General features: G+C 70.3%; 15 protein-coding genes and 1 pseudogene. 9 read left to right on the top strand and 7 right to left on the bottom strand.

Annotated features, from left to right (window positions below):
* The first annotated feature begins 135 nt into the window (after positions 1 to 135).
* From AB0K03_RS37785 to AB0K03_RS37760, 6 genes and pseudogenes are all read left to right on the top strand, one after another.
* Positions 136 to 915: a molybdopterin-dependent oxidoreductase gene (locus AB0K03_RS37785; RefSeq protein WP_364695830.1), complete on the top strand. Its 780-nt coding sequence runs from the start codon at positions 136 to 138 to the stop codon at positions 913 to 915.
* Positions 916 to 1070: 155 nt separating this feature from the next.
* Complete coding sequence (locus AB0K03_RS37780) at positions 1071 to 1493, top strand: hypothetical protein (protein ID WP_364695827.1); 423 nt, start codon at positions 1071 to 1073, stop codon at positions 1491 to 1493.
* A 10-nt stretch (positions 1494 to 1503) separates the two neighbouring features.
* Positions 1504 to 2199: a response regulator transcription factor gene (locus AB0K03_RS37775; protein WP_364695824.1), complete on the top strand. Its 696-nt coding sequence runs from the start codon at positions 1504 to 1506 to the stop codon at positions 2197 to 2199.
* Positions 2192 to 3199 (top strand): annotated as a pseudogene (locus AB0K03_RS37770) (ATP-binding protein); the annotation flags it as partial. The gene AB0K03_RS37775 and the pseudogene AB0K03_RS37770, both read left to right, overlap by 8 nt.
* Before the next feature lie 405 nt (positions 3200 to 3604).
* Positions 3605 to 4105, top strand: coding sequence for a hypothetical protein (locus AB0K03_RS37765; protein ID WP_364695821.1), 501 nt, complete (start codon positions 3605 to 3607; stop codon positions 4103 to 4105).
* The gene (locus AB0K03_RS37760; RefSeq protein ID WP_364695818.1) at positions 4102 to 5385 is read left to right on the top strand and encodes an MAB_1171c family putative transporter; all 1284 of its coding nucleotides are present in this window, start codon (positions 4102 to 4104) and stop codon (positions 5383 to 5385) included. Before AB0K03_RS37765 ends, AB0K03_RS37760 begins: the two co-directional genes overlap by 4 nt.
* Before the next feature lie 322 nt (positions 5386 to 5707).
* On the opposite strand, the gene AB0K03_RS37755 is transcribed toward AB0K03_RS37760, so the two are convergent.
* Positions 5708 to 6127, bottom strand: a complete 420-nt coding sequence (locus tag AB0K03_RS37755; protein WP_364695815.1) for a helix-turn-helix domain-containing protein — start codon at positions 6125 to 6127, stop codon at positions 5708 to 5710.
* 568 nt (positions 6128 to 6695) lie between these two features.
* On the opposite strand from AB0K03_RS37755, the gene AB0K03_RS37750 reads away from it, so the two are divergent.
* Complete coding sequence (locus AB0K03_RS37750; RefSeq protein WP_364695812.1) at positions 6696 to 7907, top strand: cytochrome P450; 1212 nt, start codon at positions 6696 to 6698, stop codon at positions 7905 to 7907.
* Between the two features lie 242 nt (positions 7908 to 8149).
* On the opposite strand, the gene def is transcribed toward AB0K03_RS37750, so the two are convergent.
* The 3 genes from def to AB0K03_RS37735 form a co-directional block, all read right to left on the bottom strand.
* Entirely contained in the window at positions 8150 to 8686 is a 537-nt protein-coding gene (gene def, locus AB0K03_RS37745; protein WP_364695809.1) for a peptide deformylase, read from the bottom strand.
* A gap of 9 nt (positions 8687 to 8695) precedes the next feature.
* On the bottom strand, positions 8696 to 9478 hold the full coding sequence (locus tag AB0K03_RS37740; protein ID WP_364695806.1) for a sulfite exporter TauE/SafE family protein: 783 nt from the start codon (positions 9476 to 9478) through the stop codon (positions 8696 to 8698).
* Between the two features lie 173 nt (positions 9479 to 9651).
* Positions 9652 to 10776: a M48 family metallopeptidase gene (locus tag AB0K03_RS37735; RefSeq protein WP_364695803.1), complete on the bottom strand. Its 1125-nt coding sequence runs from the start codon at positions 10774 to 10776 to the stop codon at positions 9652 to 9654.
* 246 nt (positions 10777 to 11022) lie between these two features.
* Between AB0K03_RS37735 and AB0K03_RS37730 the strand changes: the two genes are divergently transcribed.
* On the top strand, positions 11023 to 12021 hold the full coding sequence (locus AB0K03_RS37730; protein ID WP_364695800.1) for a Gfo/Idh/MocA family oxidoreductase: 999 nt from the start codon (positions 11023 to 11025) through the stop codon (positions 12019 to 12021).
* Positions 12018 to 12848 carry a TIM barrel protein gene (locus tag AB0K03_RS37725; RefSeq protein WP_364695797.1) on the top strand — a complete coding sequence of 277 codons (831 nt, stop codon included), beginning with the start codon at positions 12018 to 12020 and terminating at the stop codon, positions 12846 to 12848. The genes AB0K03_RS37730 and AB0K03_RS37725 overlap by 4 nt, the downstream gene beginning before the upstream one ends.
* Here the strand turns inward: AB0K03_RS37725 and AB0K03_RS37720 are convergent.
* Genes AB0K03_RS37720 through AB0K03_RS37710 form a run of 3 tightly spaced genes read right to left on the bottom strand, consistent with a single transcriptional unit; the run spans position 12841 to position 14914 of the window.
* On the bottom strand, positions 12841 to 13338 hold the full coding sequence (locus AB0K03_RS37720; protein ID WP_364695794.1) for a pyridoxamine 5'-phosphate oxidase family protein: 498 nt from the start codon (positions 13336 to 13338) through the stop codon (positions 12841 to 12843). The two genes, AB0K03_RS37725 and AB0K03_RS37720, sit on opposite strands and share 8 nt — an antisense overlap.
* A complete protein-coding gene (locus tag AB0K03_RS37715) occupies positions 13338 to 14585 on the bottom strand; it encodes a sigma-70 family RNA polymerase sigma factor (RefSeq protein WP_364695791.1) in 1248 nt (415 codons plus the stop codon). Before AB0K03_RS37715 ends, AB0K03_RS37720 begins: the two co-directional genes overlap by 1 nt.
* Positions 14585 to 14914, bottom strand: a complete 330-nt coding sequence (locus AB0K03_RS37710; RefSeq protein WP_364695789.1) for a YciI family protein — start codon at positions 14912 to 14914, stop codon at positions 14585 to 14587. Before AB0K03_RS37710 ends, AB0K03_RS37715 begins: the two co-directional genes overlap by 1 nt.
* Between the last annotated feature and the right edge of the window lie 35 nt (positions 14915 to 14949).

The raw sequence follows: 14949 nt of genomic DNA, 5'->3' as shown, positions 1-14949 counted from the left end.
GGGGAACTTATCTGGCCGCCAGCGGGGAGAAATCCGTGGCCGCCAGCGGGGACGACTACTGGCCGCCTCTGGGGCGAACTGATTGGCCATTGACAGAGCATCGCGGCGCTGGTCGCGGCAGCCCTCTTCCAGGTCGTGGGTGGGCTGATCAACATCTCTCGCTGGTACGACGCGCTCCCCTTCTTCTTCACCACCGGGCATTACTGGGGGGCATGGCTGGCTGTCGGGGCCTTACTCGTCCATCTCGGCGTCAAGTTGCCCACCATCAGGGAAGCCCTCGCCCGCCGAAGCGAGCCTGAGCAAGCGGGCGGCCTTACCCGGCGTGAGCTGCTCGGGACGGTCAGCACCGCGGCTGGGGTGATCACGTTGGCGACGGTCGGTCAGACCGTGGCGCCGCTGAGCCCGGTTTCCGTTTTGGCGCCCCGGCGTCCCACCGTCGGGCCGCAGGGCCTACCGGTGAACAAGACGGCTGCCGGTGCCGGGGTGCGAGATCTTGCCATGAGTCCCGCGTACCGGCTCGTGGTGACGGGACCGCAGAACGAGCTCACGTTGTCTCTGGCCGAGCTTGGCGCGTTGACTCAGCACACGGTGGTTCTACCGATCGCCTGCGTCGAGGGCTGGAGCGCGACCGGGACGTGGAGCGGCGTACGCCTCAATGATCTGGCCCGGCTGGTCGGCCTCGATCCGGCCGAAACGTCCGCCGAAGTGGAGTCCTTGGAACGGGCCGGCCGGTACCGCGTTTCCACCGTGGCGCCCACCCATGTCCGGGATGACTGGACCTTGATCGCACTGCGGCTCAACGGCGCGCCTCTGCACCTGGACCATGGCTACCCGGCACGACTGATCGCCCCGAACCGGCCAGGCGTACTGCAGACGAAGTGGGTCGGTCGCATCACCCTTCGGCGGCACACATGACATCCGATCGAAGCGACGCCTCGCAGAACGGCCGTCAAGCGGCACCCGACCGTCACGAGGACCAGGTAGGGCCTCCACCGGCCAGCCTTCGGCGAGAGAAGGGACCGTCGGTGAAGGGGCGGCGAGCCTCTGGGGGACTGCGTAACACCAGACGAGTGCTGATCATCGCCGGCGGCCTGGTGATGGGTTACGCGGTCTTCGGGAGCGCGACGGACCCAGGGCTCAAGCTGGGAGGGGTCGTGTTGTTCCTGGTCGCTGCGCTCGCCGGCCATGACGGCATCTTCATGCCCCTGGTCATCGCCGCGGGCGCAGCCATGAACCGAGCCAGTCATCTTGTCCGTGCCGCCGCCGTCATCAGTCTGGCGGTAACCGTCGTGGCTCTGCCATTCGTGCTCGGCTACGGTCGGAGCACCGACAATCCGTCCGCTTTGCCTCTGTCGTACGGTTTCGGCCTGGTTCTGGTGTTGACCATAATCTGGGGCACGACGCTGCTGGCCATGCTCATCCGGCGTCTCATCCGGATCCGTCAGAACACTGTAAGAAGCCAGAAGGCCCCTCGGGCGGCATCCGATGGGTAGCGTCGCTCTCGTGACTCACCACGTACTGGTCGTGGACGACGATCCGACCATCAGCGACGTCGTCCGGCGCTACCTGGAGCAGGACGGCTGCCGCGTCCGGCTGGTCGGCAACGGCGAGGCCGCACTCGCGGCGGCGGCGGCCGAAATGCCAGATCTTGTCGTGCTTGACCTGATGATGCCCGGGATCGACGGCCTGGAAGTGTGTCGGCGGCTGCGCAAGGACGCACCTGAACTGCCTGTTCTCATGCTCACTGCCCTCGGGGAGGAGCCCGATCGGGTCGCAGGTCTCGAGGTCGGCGCTGACGACTACGTGACCAAGCCCTTTTCCCCGCGCGAGCTGACGCTTCGGATCCGGTCGATCCTGCGGAGGGCCGCTCAGACGGACAAGCCCCATCCCGTGCTCGTCGACGGAGATCTGATCGTGGACACCTCACGGCGCGTCGCCACCATCGGCGGCGCACCGGTCAAGCTCACCAAGGGTGATTTCGATCTGCTGGCTTTCCTCATGGCGCACCCGGGACGCACCTGGAGCCATCAACAGCTCTTGGAGAAGGTGTGGGGGTGGTCGGTCGGCGAAGCCGGGACGGTCACCACGGCCATGGCGCGACTCCGCGCCAAGATCCAGCCTGATACCGGCTCACCGCAGCGCATCCTGACGTCGTACGGCGCCGGATACCGGTACGAGAGGGTGACCAGCCGTGCGTGACCTTGTGCTTATCGGCCTGTACGCCCTGGCCGCCGGGACGGTTGTCGGCCTCATCGGCGAGGTCTCGCTGCGGCTGCTGCGTCACCGATCGATCATCATGCACATCTGCGTGATGCTCACGATCACGGTGGCGTCTGTCGTCGCCGGGGTCGCCGCGGTCGCGCAGGCGATGTTCCTCTCGGCGCACGACCTGCAGGTCGTGCTCATCACGGTGCTCGCTTCGGCCGCGGTCAGTCTCGCGGTGGGCGCCACGTTCGGCCGCCGGCTCGCCGCCGCGTCGGTCTGGTCCGTGCAGGCACGTGAGCGAGAGCGCCAGATGGAAGCAAGCCGCCGGGAACTCGTCGCTTGGGTCTCGCACGACCTCCGGACGCCGCTCGCCGGGCTTCGGGCGATGGCCGAGGCGCTCGAGGACAATGTGGTCAGTGACCCCGTGACGGTGGCCGAGTATCACAGGCGGATCCGTACAGAGACGGACCGCATGAGCCAGCTGGTCGATGATCTGTTCGAGCTCAGCCGCATCAACGCCGGTGCGCTGCAACTCAAGATGTCGAGCGTCGCCCTGCGCGACGTCGTGTCGGATGCCATCGCCACCACCAATCCTTTGGCGGCTCAGCGAGGGGTTCGCATTCTCACTCGGGAGTCCGCCTGGCCGACAGCAACGGCCAGTGAACCGGAGCTGACGCGCGTCGTGTCGAACCTCCTGGTGAACAGTGTGCGCTACACGCCTCGCAACGGGACGGTGGAAATTGCGGCAGGCACCGGGCACGGCGACGTCTGGTTGTCGGTCTCGGATACCTGCGGCGGCATCCCCGAAACCGACCTTCCCCGGGTCTTCGACGTGGCATTCCGAGGTGAACGCGCCCGTACGCCACGCCCCCACGAGGAGGCCACCGGCGGCGGTCTCGGGCTGGCCATCGTCCGCGGGCTGGTCGAGGCACACGGCGGCCAGGTTCACGCGCACAACACCGAGGCCGGGTGCCGCTTCGAAGTACGGCTACCCGCAGGCTCCAGCACCGCACCGGCCCACCCCTGGACCGGATCGACCGCACACCACACCGCCACACCACCTGGCCGGGGAAACCACAGCCACCGCCACACCACTACACCGACCACCCGGGAAAGCCACAGCCAGCACCACCCCACCACACCGACCACCCGGGAAAGCCACAGCCAGCACCAAACCGCGACACCGTCAGATCCCGGAGTCCGTAGTCCTCGCCATGCAATGTCACCGCTCGGCCGCGTGCAGCCCGGCGAGGCCGACGGCGGCGGCGGAGGAAGCCCAGCTCTCCCCGGATCGCGCCTCGAATGGCATGTCCCAGCCCTGAACGCGGAAATGCCCGGTCGGCGTGATGACAGATCGGGGTAGCCTTGCGAACCGATAGACCGAGACCGAGGGGATCGGGTGAGTCGGCTGCGCAGGCGCTGCGAGCGTCGCCTTCAGGGCGTTTCCATACCGCAGCCGTTCGATCTGGACGCGTTCTGTGCGGTCGTCGCTGCTCACCGAGGCCGACCACTGACGCTCCAGCCGATGCCCGGACTGAATGCCGGGGCTCCCTGCGGACTGTGGATCTCGGTGCCCACCGCCGACTACGTCTTCTACGATCCCGGCACCTCGCGGATCCACGCCGAGCACATCGTCTTGCACGAGCTTGCGCACATGTTGAGCAGGCACATGACCGGGCTGGATGTGAGCGGCGGCGCGCTGGGGCGGCTGATGCCGGATCTGGATCCGCGTACGGTACAGACCGTGCTCGGCCGGGTCGCCTACACGACCTACCAGGAGCGCGAAGCGGAGATGCTCGCCTCCCTGATCCGCGCGCGAGCTGCGGAGCCGGAGGCCCCCTCGGACCTGCCCGGCGGCACTCTGAGTCGAGTCGCCGACGTCCTCAATTTCCGGCCTTGAACGGCGCGCTGACGGGCGTTCTCCTCGTCCTGCTCTGGGGCACCGTCCTGATCCGCCTGCCAACACTGTGGCGCGACACGCAGCAACGAGCGATGTGGGCGACTCTGCTTGCGCTGGCGTTGACGAAGACCGTCGCCACGCCGGGAGTGAACGGCCTACTCGCCGACTTCGTCGCCCAGCCGCAAGTGATTCCACATTTCCTCGGCGTGACGGCCGGCTTCTTTCTGCTCCGCTTCATCTCTCTCATCACGGCGTACTACTCCGCGCGGCCGCGCGCCGCGGCCTACCAGACGCTGCTCGTGGCCGGAGTGCTCACGACCATGCTGACCCTGTGCATCGTCGCGCCGGATGGCATCACAACGAAGGTCACCGAGCTTTCCGGTACGGCCATCGCACCGGAAGTGACCGCGTACTGGATCGTGTTGAACGGATATCTGGGCACCGTCCTGGCCATCACGAGCAGGCTGTTCTGGCGCGTACGCCGTTCGGCGCCCCCCGGCCTTTTACGACAAGGCCTGAACGCCATGGCTGCGGGCACTCTTGTGATTGCCCTGTACGCGATCTTCAAGACCGCGCTCATCGTCCTGCACGCTTTCGATGTGACGACAAAGGTCGACGCGGTCGAACCGATCGCCAACGCGGTCCGCGCCATCGCCACAATCGTCGCGGTGATCGGTGCCGCTGTGCCGGCGACCGGCAAGCTTCGTTCATTGGTACGCGCCTACCGCTCGCTTCGGGCGCTCGCTCCATTGTGGCGAACAATGCGTCGAACGTTCCCTGAGGTCATCCTGTTCTCACGCCGGCGTGCGATCGTCGAGCTGGCTGGGGTCGAAGACGTCCAGTTGCGGCTCTACCGGAGAGTCATCGAGATCCGTGACGGGCTACTGGCCCTGCGCGACTACCTGCCGAGTGACGCCTTCGCGAACGCTCGAGCGTTCCTCGGCGATCGCGCGACGCCGACGCTCGTGGAAGCGTGCGGAATTGCGCTCGCCCTCAACCGGCACCGCGCCGCAACCACCGCGGGCCCGACCACCAGCACCCTGAACGCGGCCACAACAGCTGAGAACACCCCGACCCCGGCCACAGCAGACGCCGTCGCCAAGAGCGGGCATGCCGCCGACGCGATCAGCAAGCAACCGACCGACCTCGCCGACAGGCATTGGACGGACATAGGCGGCGACCTGGCGGACGAGATCACCTGGCTGAGCGCGGTCAGCGCCGCCCACCTTCGAGACGAGCCGAAAGCCTTCGCCCGCCTGCATTCCGTCGCCCCGGGTTAGGAAACAGCCATAGCGGACCGCGCGCTGCAGCCATCCGCGCCGCGCATGCAGCGCCAGCTCCGCACCGCGCATGCAGCGCCAGCTCCGCACCGCGCATGCAGCGCCAGCTCCGCACCGCGCATGCAGCGCCGGCTCCGCGGCCCGGTCGCGCTACTCGTTCCTCGGCATACGCAGGGGCCGGCCGCGTCGCCCGTACCGGATGACCGGCAACGGACCGGCGATGACACAACGAGCGACACAAGACGACGCGGACTCAGGAGAGGTCATGCGGGGCACATGGCAGCGGCGAAGCGCCCGACATGCCGCAAGCCTCAGCGCACGCTCACTCGTTCCCCTTGGCGCGGTCCCGCTCCAGCTCCCAGACCTTGCGTACGAGCTCGCCGATGGTGTTCCGGCTGCTCGGGGAAACGTCCGCCGCGCGCAGCGCGATCTCGGTGACCTGGGCGTCGCGCAGTGTTCGGAGCAGGGCGAGCTGGTCGTCGATCTTGCGGGCTTCGTCGTCGTCGAGGAAGTAGGCGACCGGTACGCCGAAGAATGTTGCGAGGCCTCTCAGGTGCTGGACCGTCGGGTTGTCGCGACGGCCGGTGCGCAGCTGCCAGATGTACGTGTGGGAGATCTGGATGCCCTGGTCGGCGCGGATGGCCTCGGCTACGGCCATGTAGCTGAACTCGCCTTGGCCCGCGGGGCGGACCTGCTTGAAGAGGCGGTCGAGTTTGTCGGCGATGGAGAACTCGCGGGGCATGCCCTTCCCCTCTCGCCCGGACCACGTGGCGTGACGTAGCGCGCCGCCGGCACGGAACGACGCGCCCGGCCGCCAAGCCCTCGACGACCGAGCTACCGGGCGACCTGCCACCGAGCCGGCCAAGCAGCCCAGCTGACCCGATCACCCGCCGACCGAACGTCCACCAGACGGCCAAGCGACGAAGCGACGAAGCGACGAAGCGACGAAGCGACGAAGCGACGAAGCAGCCTCTAGGCCGAACCAGCGACCCGCCAAGCGACCCGCCATGCGACCCGACAGCCAAGCGACCCGACAGCCAAGCGACCCGACGACCAAGCAACTCCGACAACCAAGTGGCCAACGGCGCCCACCTGGTGACCATGCGACCCGGAAGCCGAAAAACCAACCGCCGAACGTGCGGATCATACCGACGAAAACCGGTCGCTGCATCGACGTCCATGAGCAACCGTACGGCTGCACATCCCCCGATGTCGGACGTCGCGAACGACCGTAAACTCAGATTTATGACACTGCGGCCGAGCGTAAACCATGGACGTACGTCACTCAACCCGCCGGTAGGCTCGGCACCATGACGGACATCGTGGAGAGTCCCGAGACATCGACACTGCTCGACGAGTTGACGCGGTTGGAGGGGCGCGAGGACCCGTACCCTCGATATCACCGGCTGCGGGAGATCTCTCCGCTGGTCCGGGCCGACGACGGGGCGCTGGTGGTGACCCGGCATGCCGATTGCGTTGCGGTCACCCGCGACCCGCGGCTGGGGCACATGCCCTCGCACATGATCGAATTCGTCAGTCCCGGGTGGGAAGAGCATCCGGCGTTGCGGCAGTTGTTCACCAGCATTCTCACGCTCAATCCGCCGGACCACACGCGCCTGCGTCGCCTGGTCAGTTCGTCGTTCACCGCGCGGCGGGTGCAGGCGCTGCAGCCCCGGATCGCCGAGATGGTCGGTGATCTGCTGAGCCGGATGAGCGGCGAGGTCGACTTCATCGAGGCGTTCGCCTTCCCGCTGCCCGTCAATGTGATCGGCGAGCTGCTCGGCGTGCCGGAGCCGGACCGCGCCCAGTTCCAGGGGCTGGTCCGCGACTGGACGCAGGTCCTCGAGGTCATCACGCCGGAGGTGCTGGAGACGGCCGACCCGGCGGCCGCCAGGATCCGGGAGTATCTGAGCGGCCTGGTCGCCGAGCGGCGTCGCGAGCCGACCGACGACCTGATCAGCGCGCTGGTCGCGGCCGAGGAGGACGGCGAGAAACTCACCGACGACGAGCTGTTGACGATGGCCGGCCTGCTGTTCGCCGCCGGGTTCGAGACCACGACGAACCTGCTGGGCAACGGCCTGGTCGCGCTGCTGCGCAACCCCGAGCAGCTCGCGCTGCTGCGCAAGGACGCCGGTCTCGCGCCGGCCGCGGTCGAGGAGCTTCTCCGGTACGACAGCCCGGTGCAGCTGCTCAGCCGGGTCGCCTGGGACGACGTCGACATCGCTGGGGTAGGGATCTCAGGAGGCGAACGCATCGTCGCGTACCTCGGGGCGGGCAACCGCGACCCGCAACGGTTCCAGGACCCGGACCGGCTCGATCTCACCCGCCCTGACAACGCGCCGCTGTCTTTCGGCGGGGGCATCCACTACTGCCTGGGCGCGCCGCTGGCCCGGCTCGAGGCGCAGATCGCGTTGCCGGCGCTGGCCGACCGCTTCCCGGAGCTCGCCTTCGCCGGCGAACCCGAGCGGCGGGACAGCTTGGCGATCCGCGGTTACACCAGAATCCCGATCCACGCAGCCTGACGAGGAGGGGAAGGCTGCGCCGCCGACCCCGGAAAATAGGAGCGCCGCTGCGAATTCCACGGGGGAAGAACTCGCAACGGCGTCGTAGGAAAGAGTATCGACCGGCGCGGTTGTTGTCCATCCGTACCGTCGATCATCGTCTCGCGCCGAAATGCCGATGTGTGCCCGGCCGGTCGGGACGGTGAATCCGCCGGTCAGGGCGGCCGGGCCACCGGTCAGCGTGACGAATCCGCCGGTCAGCGTTACTCCGGCACGCCCACGCCGGGAGCCTCGGCGCTCTGCGCCAGCAGCTTCTTCCGCTGCTTCGCCGGTAGCTTGTCCACGTACAGCAAGCCGTCCAGGTGGTCCGTCTCGTGCTGCAGGCAGCGCGCCAGCAAGCCCGTGCCGTCGATCCGCACCGGCTCCCCGTGCATGTCGACGCCGGTGACGTGCGCCGTGGCCGGGCGGCCGATGTCCGCGCGGACGCCGGGGACCGAGAGGCAGCCTTCGCTGTCGACGTCGAGGCCGCGGTCGATCGGGAGGTGCAGCACCGGGTTGACCACGTGCGCGACGACGTTCGTACCCGTGTCGTCGGGGCAGTCGACCACGAAGACCCGGGCGTCGACGCCGATCTGGTTGGCCGCGAGGCCGACGCCGTCGGCGGCGGCCATGCTGGCGAACATGTCCGCGATGAGCTGCTGCAACGCCTCGTCGAACTCCGTCACGTCGGCGCAGCGGCGGTGGAGGACGGGGTTGCCGTAGCGGGTGATCGGTCGTGGGGTTCCGGCCCGGGTCTGCACGCGCCCATCCTAATTTGCGATCGTGAGCCCCACATACAGCCCGGCCACGCTGATCGCCATGCCGCCGAGCAGCAGCCGCAGCCCTTTCTCCGGCATCCGCGGTTGCAGGTGGGCCCCGAGGTAGCCGCCGAGCAGGCCGCCGACACCGCAGGACAGGCCGACCACCCAGTGCGGCGCGATCTCGCCGCCTTCGCCGAGGGCGAGCAGCGCGTAAGCGGCGGCGCCCGCGACGGATGTGACGAAGGTCGAGGCGAGCGCGGCCGGTGCGACCACCGCGACCGGCATGCCGCGGCCGACCAGGATCGGCCCGAGGATCGAGCCGCCGCCGATGCCGTAGATCCCGCCCACCACCCCGACGATCAAGGACAGCAGGGTCACGCTGCGCGGTGCGGGCGCCGGCTCGGCGCGGGCCGGGCCGGCGGGTTTGACCGTACGGGCACAGAGCCACGCCCCCAGCGGAAGCAGCAACGCGGCCACGATGATCCGGAAGGCGCGCGGGCCGGGGACGGCGTACACGCGGATGACCGCACCGATGATCACGCCGGGCAGCGTGCCGGTCAGCATGAGCCGGGTCAGTGGGCCCGTGAGCGCGCCGCGGCGGCCGTACCGCAGGAGCGCGCCCGGGCCGGAGACGACGTTGAACAGCAGGTTGGTCGGGGTGACCGCGGGGTTGGGCACCCCGAGCACGCTGAGCTGGACGGGCAGCAGGAAGACCGCACCGGAGACACCGACCGGCGTGGTGAGGACGGCGATGAGCAGCCCGGCCGCGAACCCGACGACGACCTCGCCCATCGGCCCAGTCTTCCGGAGCCCGGCCGCCGGACGGTCGCCGGGCTGCGGGGGACTCGGCAGAAGGACAGCGGCACAGGGAGCGGAGAAGCTGCCGGCAGGTGTGCCGGTCGTGGAAGACCGGCGGGGCGTCGCCGGCCCGGGGCTGAAGAAGCCGGCGACGCCCCGGACCGGCGTCAGGAAGCCGGCGGCGTGTCGCCGGCCGGGCCGGGCTCGTCGGCCGGGCGGGTGGTGCGGCGGGCGGCGCGTGCCGCGGCGTCGGCGGCCGTGCCGGCCCAGTTGCGGGCCCTTCCGGCCTGGGTGCCGGCCCAGTCGCCGAGGTCCGCTGCTCCGCCGGTGACCCGGCGGGCCAGGGAGACCAGCGGGTCCTGCGAGTTCTCGAAGGTTTCGCGATAGTGCGAGGCCGCGGCCTTGACGTCGCCGGTGACCGAGGCGTTGCCGTCGGTGTCGCGGCGGTCGTAGTCGCCGCCGAGGATGCGGGCGTAGTCGCCGGAGTCGACCCACTTGCGCAGCTCCGAGGCCCGGGCCACGGGCACGGGGTGACTGCTCCACGCCGTCATGCCGATCTTGTGGATGCTGTCGCGCAGGTCGCCGCCGCCCTCGTAGTCGGCGGCCTGCTCGAGGAACGCGGCCGTGTCGATCTGGGAGAGGTCGCCACCACCGGCCATCTTCATCAGCAGGCGGATGGAGGCGGACGGGTCCTGGCCGGCGAGCAGGCCCGCGCGGTCGGCGGAGAGCTCGGCCTTGCGCCACCACTCGTACATCGCCACGATGATGGCGCGCAGCGCGATGGCGCCGATGGGGATCCAGCTGACGTTGGTGGCCCAGCGGGTCAGGATCATCATGATCGTCTTGTAGACCGCGTGCCCGCTGCGGACGTGACCGATCTCGTGGCCCAGCAAAGCACGCAGCTCGTCGTCGTCGAGCTTCTCGACCGCAGCCGTGGTGATCACGATGAACGGCCGGTCCATGCCGATCGCACGGCCGTGGATGATCGGGTCCTGGGTGACGTACAGGTCGGGCAGCTCGGCCACGTCGAGGGTGGTCGCCGCCTCGGTGAAGCGCTGGTAGACGCGCGGATACTGCCGGTGGTCGACGCGGATCGAGCCGGCCAGATACTGCAGGCGGAACCCGCGCTCGTTCCACATGCCGAAGAACGCCTTCACCACGTCGTCGAAGCCGCGCAGCTCCCGCAGGGCGGTCAGCGCGCCGCGGTCGGCGGGGTGCTCCCAGGCCCGGGAACTGATCCCGGTCAGCGTGACCCGCTGCCGCGCGGGCCGGTTGTCGTCGTCGATGGTCATGGCGGTCCTTCCGGTCGACGCCTCCGCGAGGCTTCTCAACGACACCGAGCTTGGCCGTGCGGGCCGGGTCCGCGCATCGGCTCCGAGCCGGATCTCCCCCGGTCCCCCTGCGACTTTCGGCCGATCCGCCGCAGGCCGGACAAACCCTCAGACTGAGGTGTTTTTGATGGGCACGGGCGCTTGTGACCTCGCGGGTCCGCTCGCATCCTCGAACGTGAGCACGCCGCTCGGCGGAGGGATGGACCGATGCGCATCGGACTGATCGGGCTGGGCCGGATCGGCGCGTTCCATGCCGAGACGCTGAGCTCGCTGTCCGGCGTCGAACTGGTCGTGACGGATGTTCTGCCCGCCACCACCGAACGGATCGCCGCCAAGGTCGGCGCCGAGGCCGCCGCCGGCCCCGCCGACCTGCTACGCAGCGATGTGGACGGTGTGGTCATCGCCACCGCGACCGATGCGCATCCGCAGCTGATCCTCGCGGCGGTCGAGTCGGGGTTGCCCGTCTTCTGCGAGAAGCCGGTGGCCCGGGGCGCCGCGGAGGCCGAGGAGGTGCTGCGGCACTGCGCCGGGAAGGCCGTACAGATCGGGTACAACCGGCGGTTCGATCCCGGTTTCGTCGCGGCACGGGAGGCGGTCGCCGCCGGAGAGCTGGGCCGGCTGCACACCGTACGGTCGACGACGCTGGACCCTTCGCCGCCGCCCGCCGCCTACCTCGCCGCCTCCGGCGGCATCTTCCGCGACTGCAGCGTGCACGACTTCGACATCATCCGGTTCGTGACCGGCCGCGAGGTCGTCGAGGTGTACGCGACCGGCAGCGCCCGCGGCGACGACATGTTCACGGACTGCGGCGACGCCGCCACGGCGGCCGCGGTGCTCACGCTCGACGACGAGACGCTCGCGGTGGTGTCCAACACCCGCTACAACGGCCGGGGGTACGACGTACGCCTCGAGCTGCACGGCACCGAGGACAGCATTGCGGTGGGCCTGGAGGACCGGCTGCCGCTGCGCTCGGTGGAACCGGGCACGTCCTTCCCGGCCGGCCCGCCGCACTCGTTCTTCATGGACCGCTTCGCGGCGGCGTACCGGCGGGAACTGGAGGCGTTCACCGAGGTCGTGGCCGGTACGCGGGAGAGCCCGTGCACGGTCGCGGACGCGGTGGCGGCGGGCTGGATCGCCGAGGCGTGCACCTTGTCGCTGCGGGAGCACCGGCCCGTACGGATGACCGAAGTGAGGAGTGCGGCATGAGGATCGCCGGAGCGCCCATCTCGTGGGGTGTGTGCGAGGTGCCCGGCTGGGGCTACCAGTTGCCCGCCGGCCGGGTGCTGCGGGAGATGCGGGAGATCGGGCTGACCGCGACCGAGTTCGGCCCGGACGGCTTCCTGCCCTCCGACGACATCCTGCGCGAGATCGGGCTCGCCGCGGTCGGCGGCTTCGTTCCGGTGGTGCTGCACGAGGGCGAGCCGGTGGTGGATCTGGCCCGGTTCGTGGCCGCGGGCGCGGACACCGTGGTGCTCGCCGCGGCCACCGGAGGCGAGGGCTACGACGACCGTCCGGGCCTGGACGACGACGGCTGGAAGCGGGTGCTGACGAACCTCGACCGGCTCGCCGCGGCGGCACGGGCGAGGGGCCTGACCGCCGTCCTGCACCCACACGTCGGCACGATGGTCGAGACGCCGGAAGACGTCCGGCGGGTGCTCGACGGTTCGCGGATCGCCCTGTGCCTGGACACCGGCCACCTGCTGATCGGCGGCACGGACCCGGTCGAGCTGGCCGAGCGGGCCGGCGCCCGGATCGCACACGTGCACGCCAAGGACGTGGACGCCGGGCTGGCCGAGCGGGTGCGCGCCGGGCGGCTCACGTACACCGAGGCGGTCGCCGCCGGCATGTACCGGCCGATCGGCGACGGCGACGTCGACTTCCCCCGGGTCGCGGCGGCGTTGCGGCGGCACGGGTACGACGGCTGGTGGGTGCTGGAACAGGACACGATCCTGGACCGCGAGCCGGAGGACGAGGGGCCGGTCGCGGACGTACGCCGCAGCGCCGAACGGCTGCGGGAGATCCTCGCTAGCTGAACCGGTAGCGGGTCTGGGCATACGGGGCCTTGGCGAACGACAGCACCTTCTTCGGCGCGACCCCGAACACCCAGCCGGTGCGCCCGTCGGGGTCCCGGAACGCGTCGGAGCCGACCTCGTAGTCCCAGTCCAGCTTCGCCTTCCACAGCCCGGCGAGCGCGGTGAGCCGGTGCCGGTCGGTGATCCGTACGGCCGTGCCCTCGACGACGACGTCGACGCCCTCGCGCAGCCGGTTGACCCCGGTGGTCAGCACGACCGCCGGGTTGCGGACCAGGTTCGCCGACTTCTGCTCCCGGTCGCCGGTGCAGAAGTGCAGCACGCCCTCCCACCAGACGGCGGGCAGCGGGGTGACGTGCGGGCGGCCGTCGGGGCGCACGGTCGACAGCCAGAACATCTCCGAATCCGTGAGCAGCCGCTCGATCCTGTTCCACGGCACCGCTGCGGCACCCGGCTCGCTGAATTGCTCGTTGAGTTCGGCGGTGGGTTCCATCAATCGTCCTTCCGGGACAGTTCCTCGGCGCGGGTCAGCAGGGCCCGCCGCTCAGGGTAGGAGTGGGCGGCCGCGGCGGCCCGTTCGAAAAGTGCGACGGCCCGCTCCCGGTCGCCGGCGCGTGCGGTGAGATCGGCCTCGGCGGCCACCGCCAGCGGGTAGTCGTCCAGGCCGCCGCCGGCCCGCGCCGCCGCGAGCAGCTCGAGCCCGGCCGCCGGCCCGTACGCGTAGCCGTGCGCGACGGCCCGGTTGAGCCGCACGACCGGTGACGGCAGGTGCTCCGCGAGCCGGTCGTAGAGCTGAGCGATGCGGGGCCAGTCGGTGGTCCCGGCGGCGTGGCAGGCGGCGATGCGGGCCTGCAGCGCGTACGGCCCGTCGGTCGCCGGCAGGAGCCGCAGCGCCTCGGCGATCGCGTCGTGGTCCCAGCGGGTGCGGTCCTGCCGGTCCAGCGTGAGCAGGTTGCCCTCGTCGTCGCGGCGCGCGTCGCGGCGGGAGTGCTGCAGCAGCAGGAGCGCCAGCAGCCCGACGACCTCGGGTTCGCCGGGCATGAGCGTGGCGAGGAGCCGGGCCAGCCGCACCGCCTCCGCGGCGAACGCCGGCTCGCCGTCGCTGTCGTAGCCGCGCGTGAACAGCAGGTACAGCACGGCGAGCACGCCGGGCAGCCGCTCGGCCAGCGCGGGCCCGGACGGCACCCGGTACGGGATCCGCGCCTGCGCGATCTTCGCCTTGGCGCGGGTGAGCCGCCGCGTCATCGTCGATTCGGTGACCAGGAACGCCCGGGCGATGTCCGCGGTCGGCACGCCGGCGACCGTACGCAGAGTCAGCGCGACCCGGGCCTCCAGCGGCAGCGCGGGATGGCAGCAGGTGAAGATCAGCCGCAGCCGGTCGTCGGTCGCGGGTGCCGGCTCGGGAGCCGGGTCGGTGAGCACCGCGAGGTCCGCGAGCTTGCGGCGTTCGACGGTCGCGCGCCGCAGCACGTCGATCGCACGGTTGCGCGCGACCGTCATCAGCCAGCCGCCCGGGTTGGCCGGTACGCCGTCGGCCGGCCACCGCTCCAGCGCGACCGTGACCGCCTCCTGGGCGCAGTCCTCGGCGAGGTCCCAGTCGCCGGTGATCCGGATCAGCGCGGCCACGATCCGGCCGTGGCTGTCCGCCACGGCCTCGGCGACGGCGACCCGGACCCCGGCCGCGGCCCCGGCGGCCGGGGAGGTCGCGGCCGGGGACGGGCACCCGGCGGCCGGATCCATCAGGCGCCGGGGAAGGGCCGCAGCTCGATCCGGCCACCCCAGGCCATCGGGTGGGCGCGGGCGACCTCGATCGCCTCGTCCAGGTCGGCGCACTCGAGGATGTCGTAGCCCACGATGACCTCCTTGGTCTCGGCGAACGGGCCGTCGGAGAGCAGCAGCTGCCCGCCGCGGACCCGGACGGTGGTGGCGGCCGACGGCGGAGCGAGCCGGTCGCCCTCGAGCCGCCGCCCGGCCGCGTCGTTCTCGGCGACCCACTGCTCGATGTCGGGCACCTGCGACTCGTCGGTCTCGGGCTCGGTGTCGGTGCAGACGAACATCATGTACTTCATCTCGCGTCCTCTTCTCGATCGGTGATCTACCCCGG

The organism is Actinoplanes sp. NPDC049316, assembly GCF_040677315.1.
Lineage (GTDB): Bacteria > Actinomycetota > Actinomycetes > Mycobacteriales > Micromonosporaceae > Actinoplanes.
Note: the sequence above shows the minus strand (reverse complement) of the source record. Positions and strands in the feature narration are given on the sequence as shown.

Coding starts and splice junctions, on each gene's coding strand:
- AB0K03_RS37720 (WP_364695794.1), bottom strand. CDS start 13,338: ATGGAACCCACCGCCGAACTCAACGAGCAATTCAGCGAGCCGGGTGCC.
- AB0K03_RS37750 (WP_364695812.1), top strand. CDS start 6,696: ATGACGGACATCGTGGAGAGTCCCGAGACATCGACACTGCTCGACGAG.
- AB0K03_RS37740 (WP_364695806.1), bottom strand. CDS start 9,478: ATGGGCGAGGTCGTCGTCGGGTTCGCGGCCGGGCTGCTCATCGCCGTC.
- AB0K03_RS37710 (WP_364695789.1), bottom strand. CDS start 14,914: ATGAAGTACATGATGTTCGTCTGCACCGACACCGAGCCCGAGACCGAC.
- AB0K03_RS37755 (WP_364695815.1), bottom strand. CDS start 6,127: ATGCCCCGCGAGTTCTCCATCGCCGACAAACTCGACCGCCTCTTCAAG.
- AB0K03_RS37735 (WP_364695803.1), bottom strand. CDS start 10,776: ATGACCATCGACGACGACAACCGGCCCGCGCGGCAGCGGGTCACGCTG.
- AB0K03_RS37715 (WP_364695791.1), bottom strand. CDS start 14,585: ATGGATCCGGCCGCCGGGTGCCCGTCCCCGGCCGCGACCTCCCCGGCC.
- AB0K03_RS37725 (WP_364695797.1), top strand. CDS start 12,018: ATGAGGATCGCCGGAGCGCCCATCTCGTGGGGTGTGTGCGAGGTGCCC.
- AB0K03_RS37730 (WP_364695800.1), top strand. CDS start 11,023: ATGCGCATCGGACTGATCGGGCTGGGCCGGATCGGCGCGTTCCATGCC.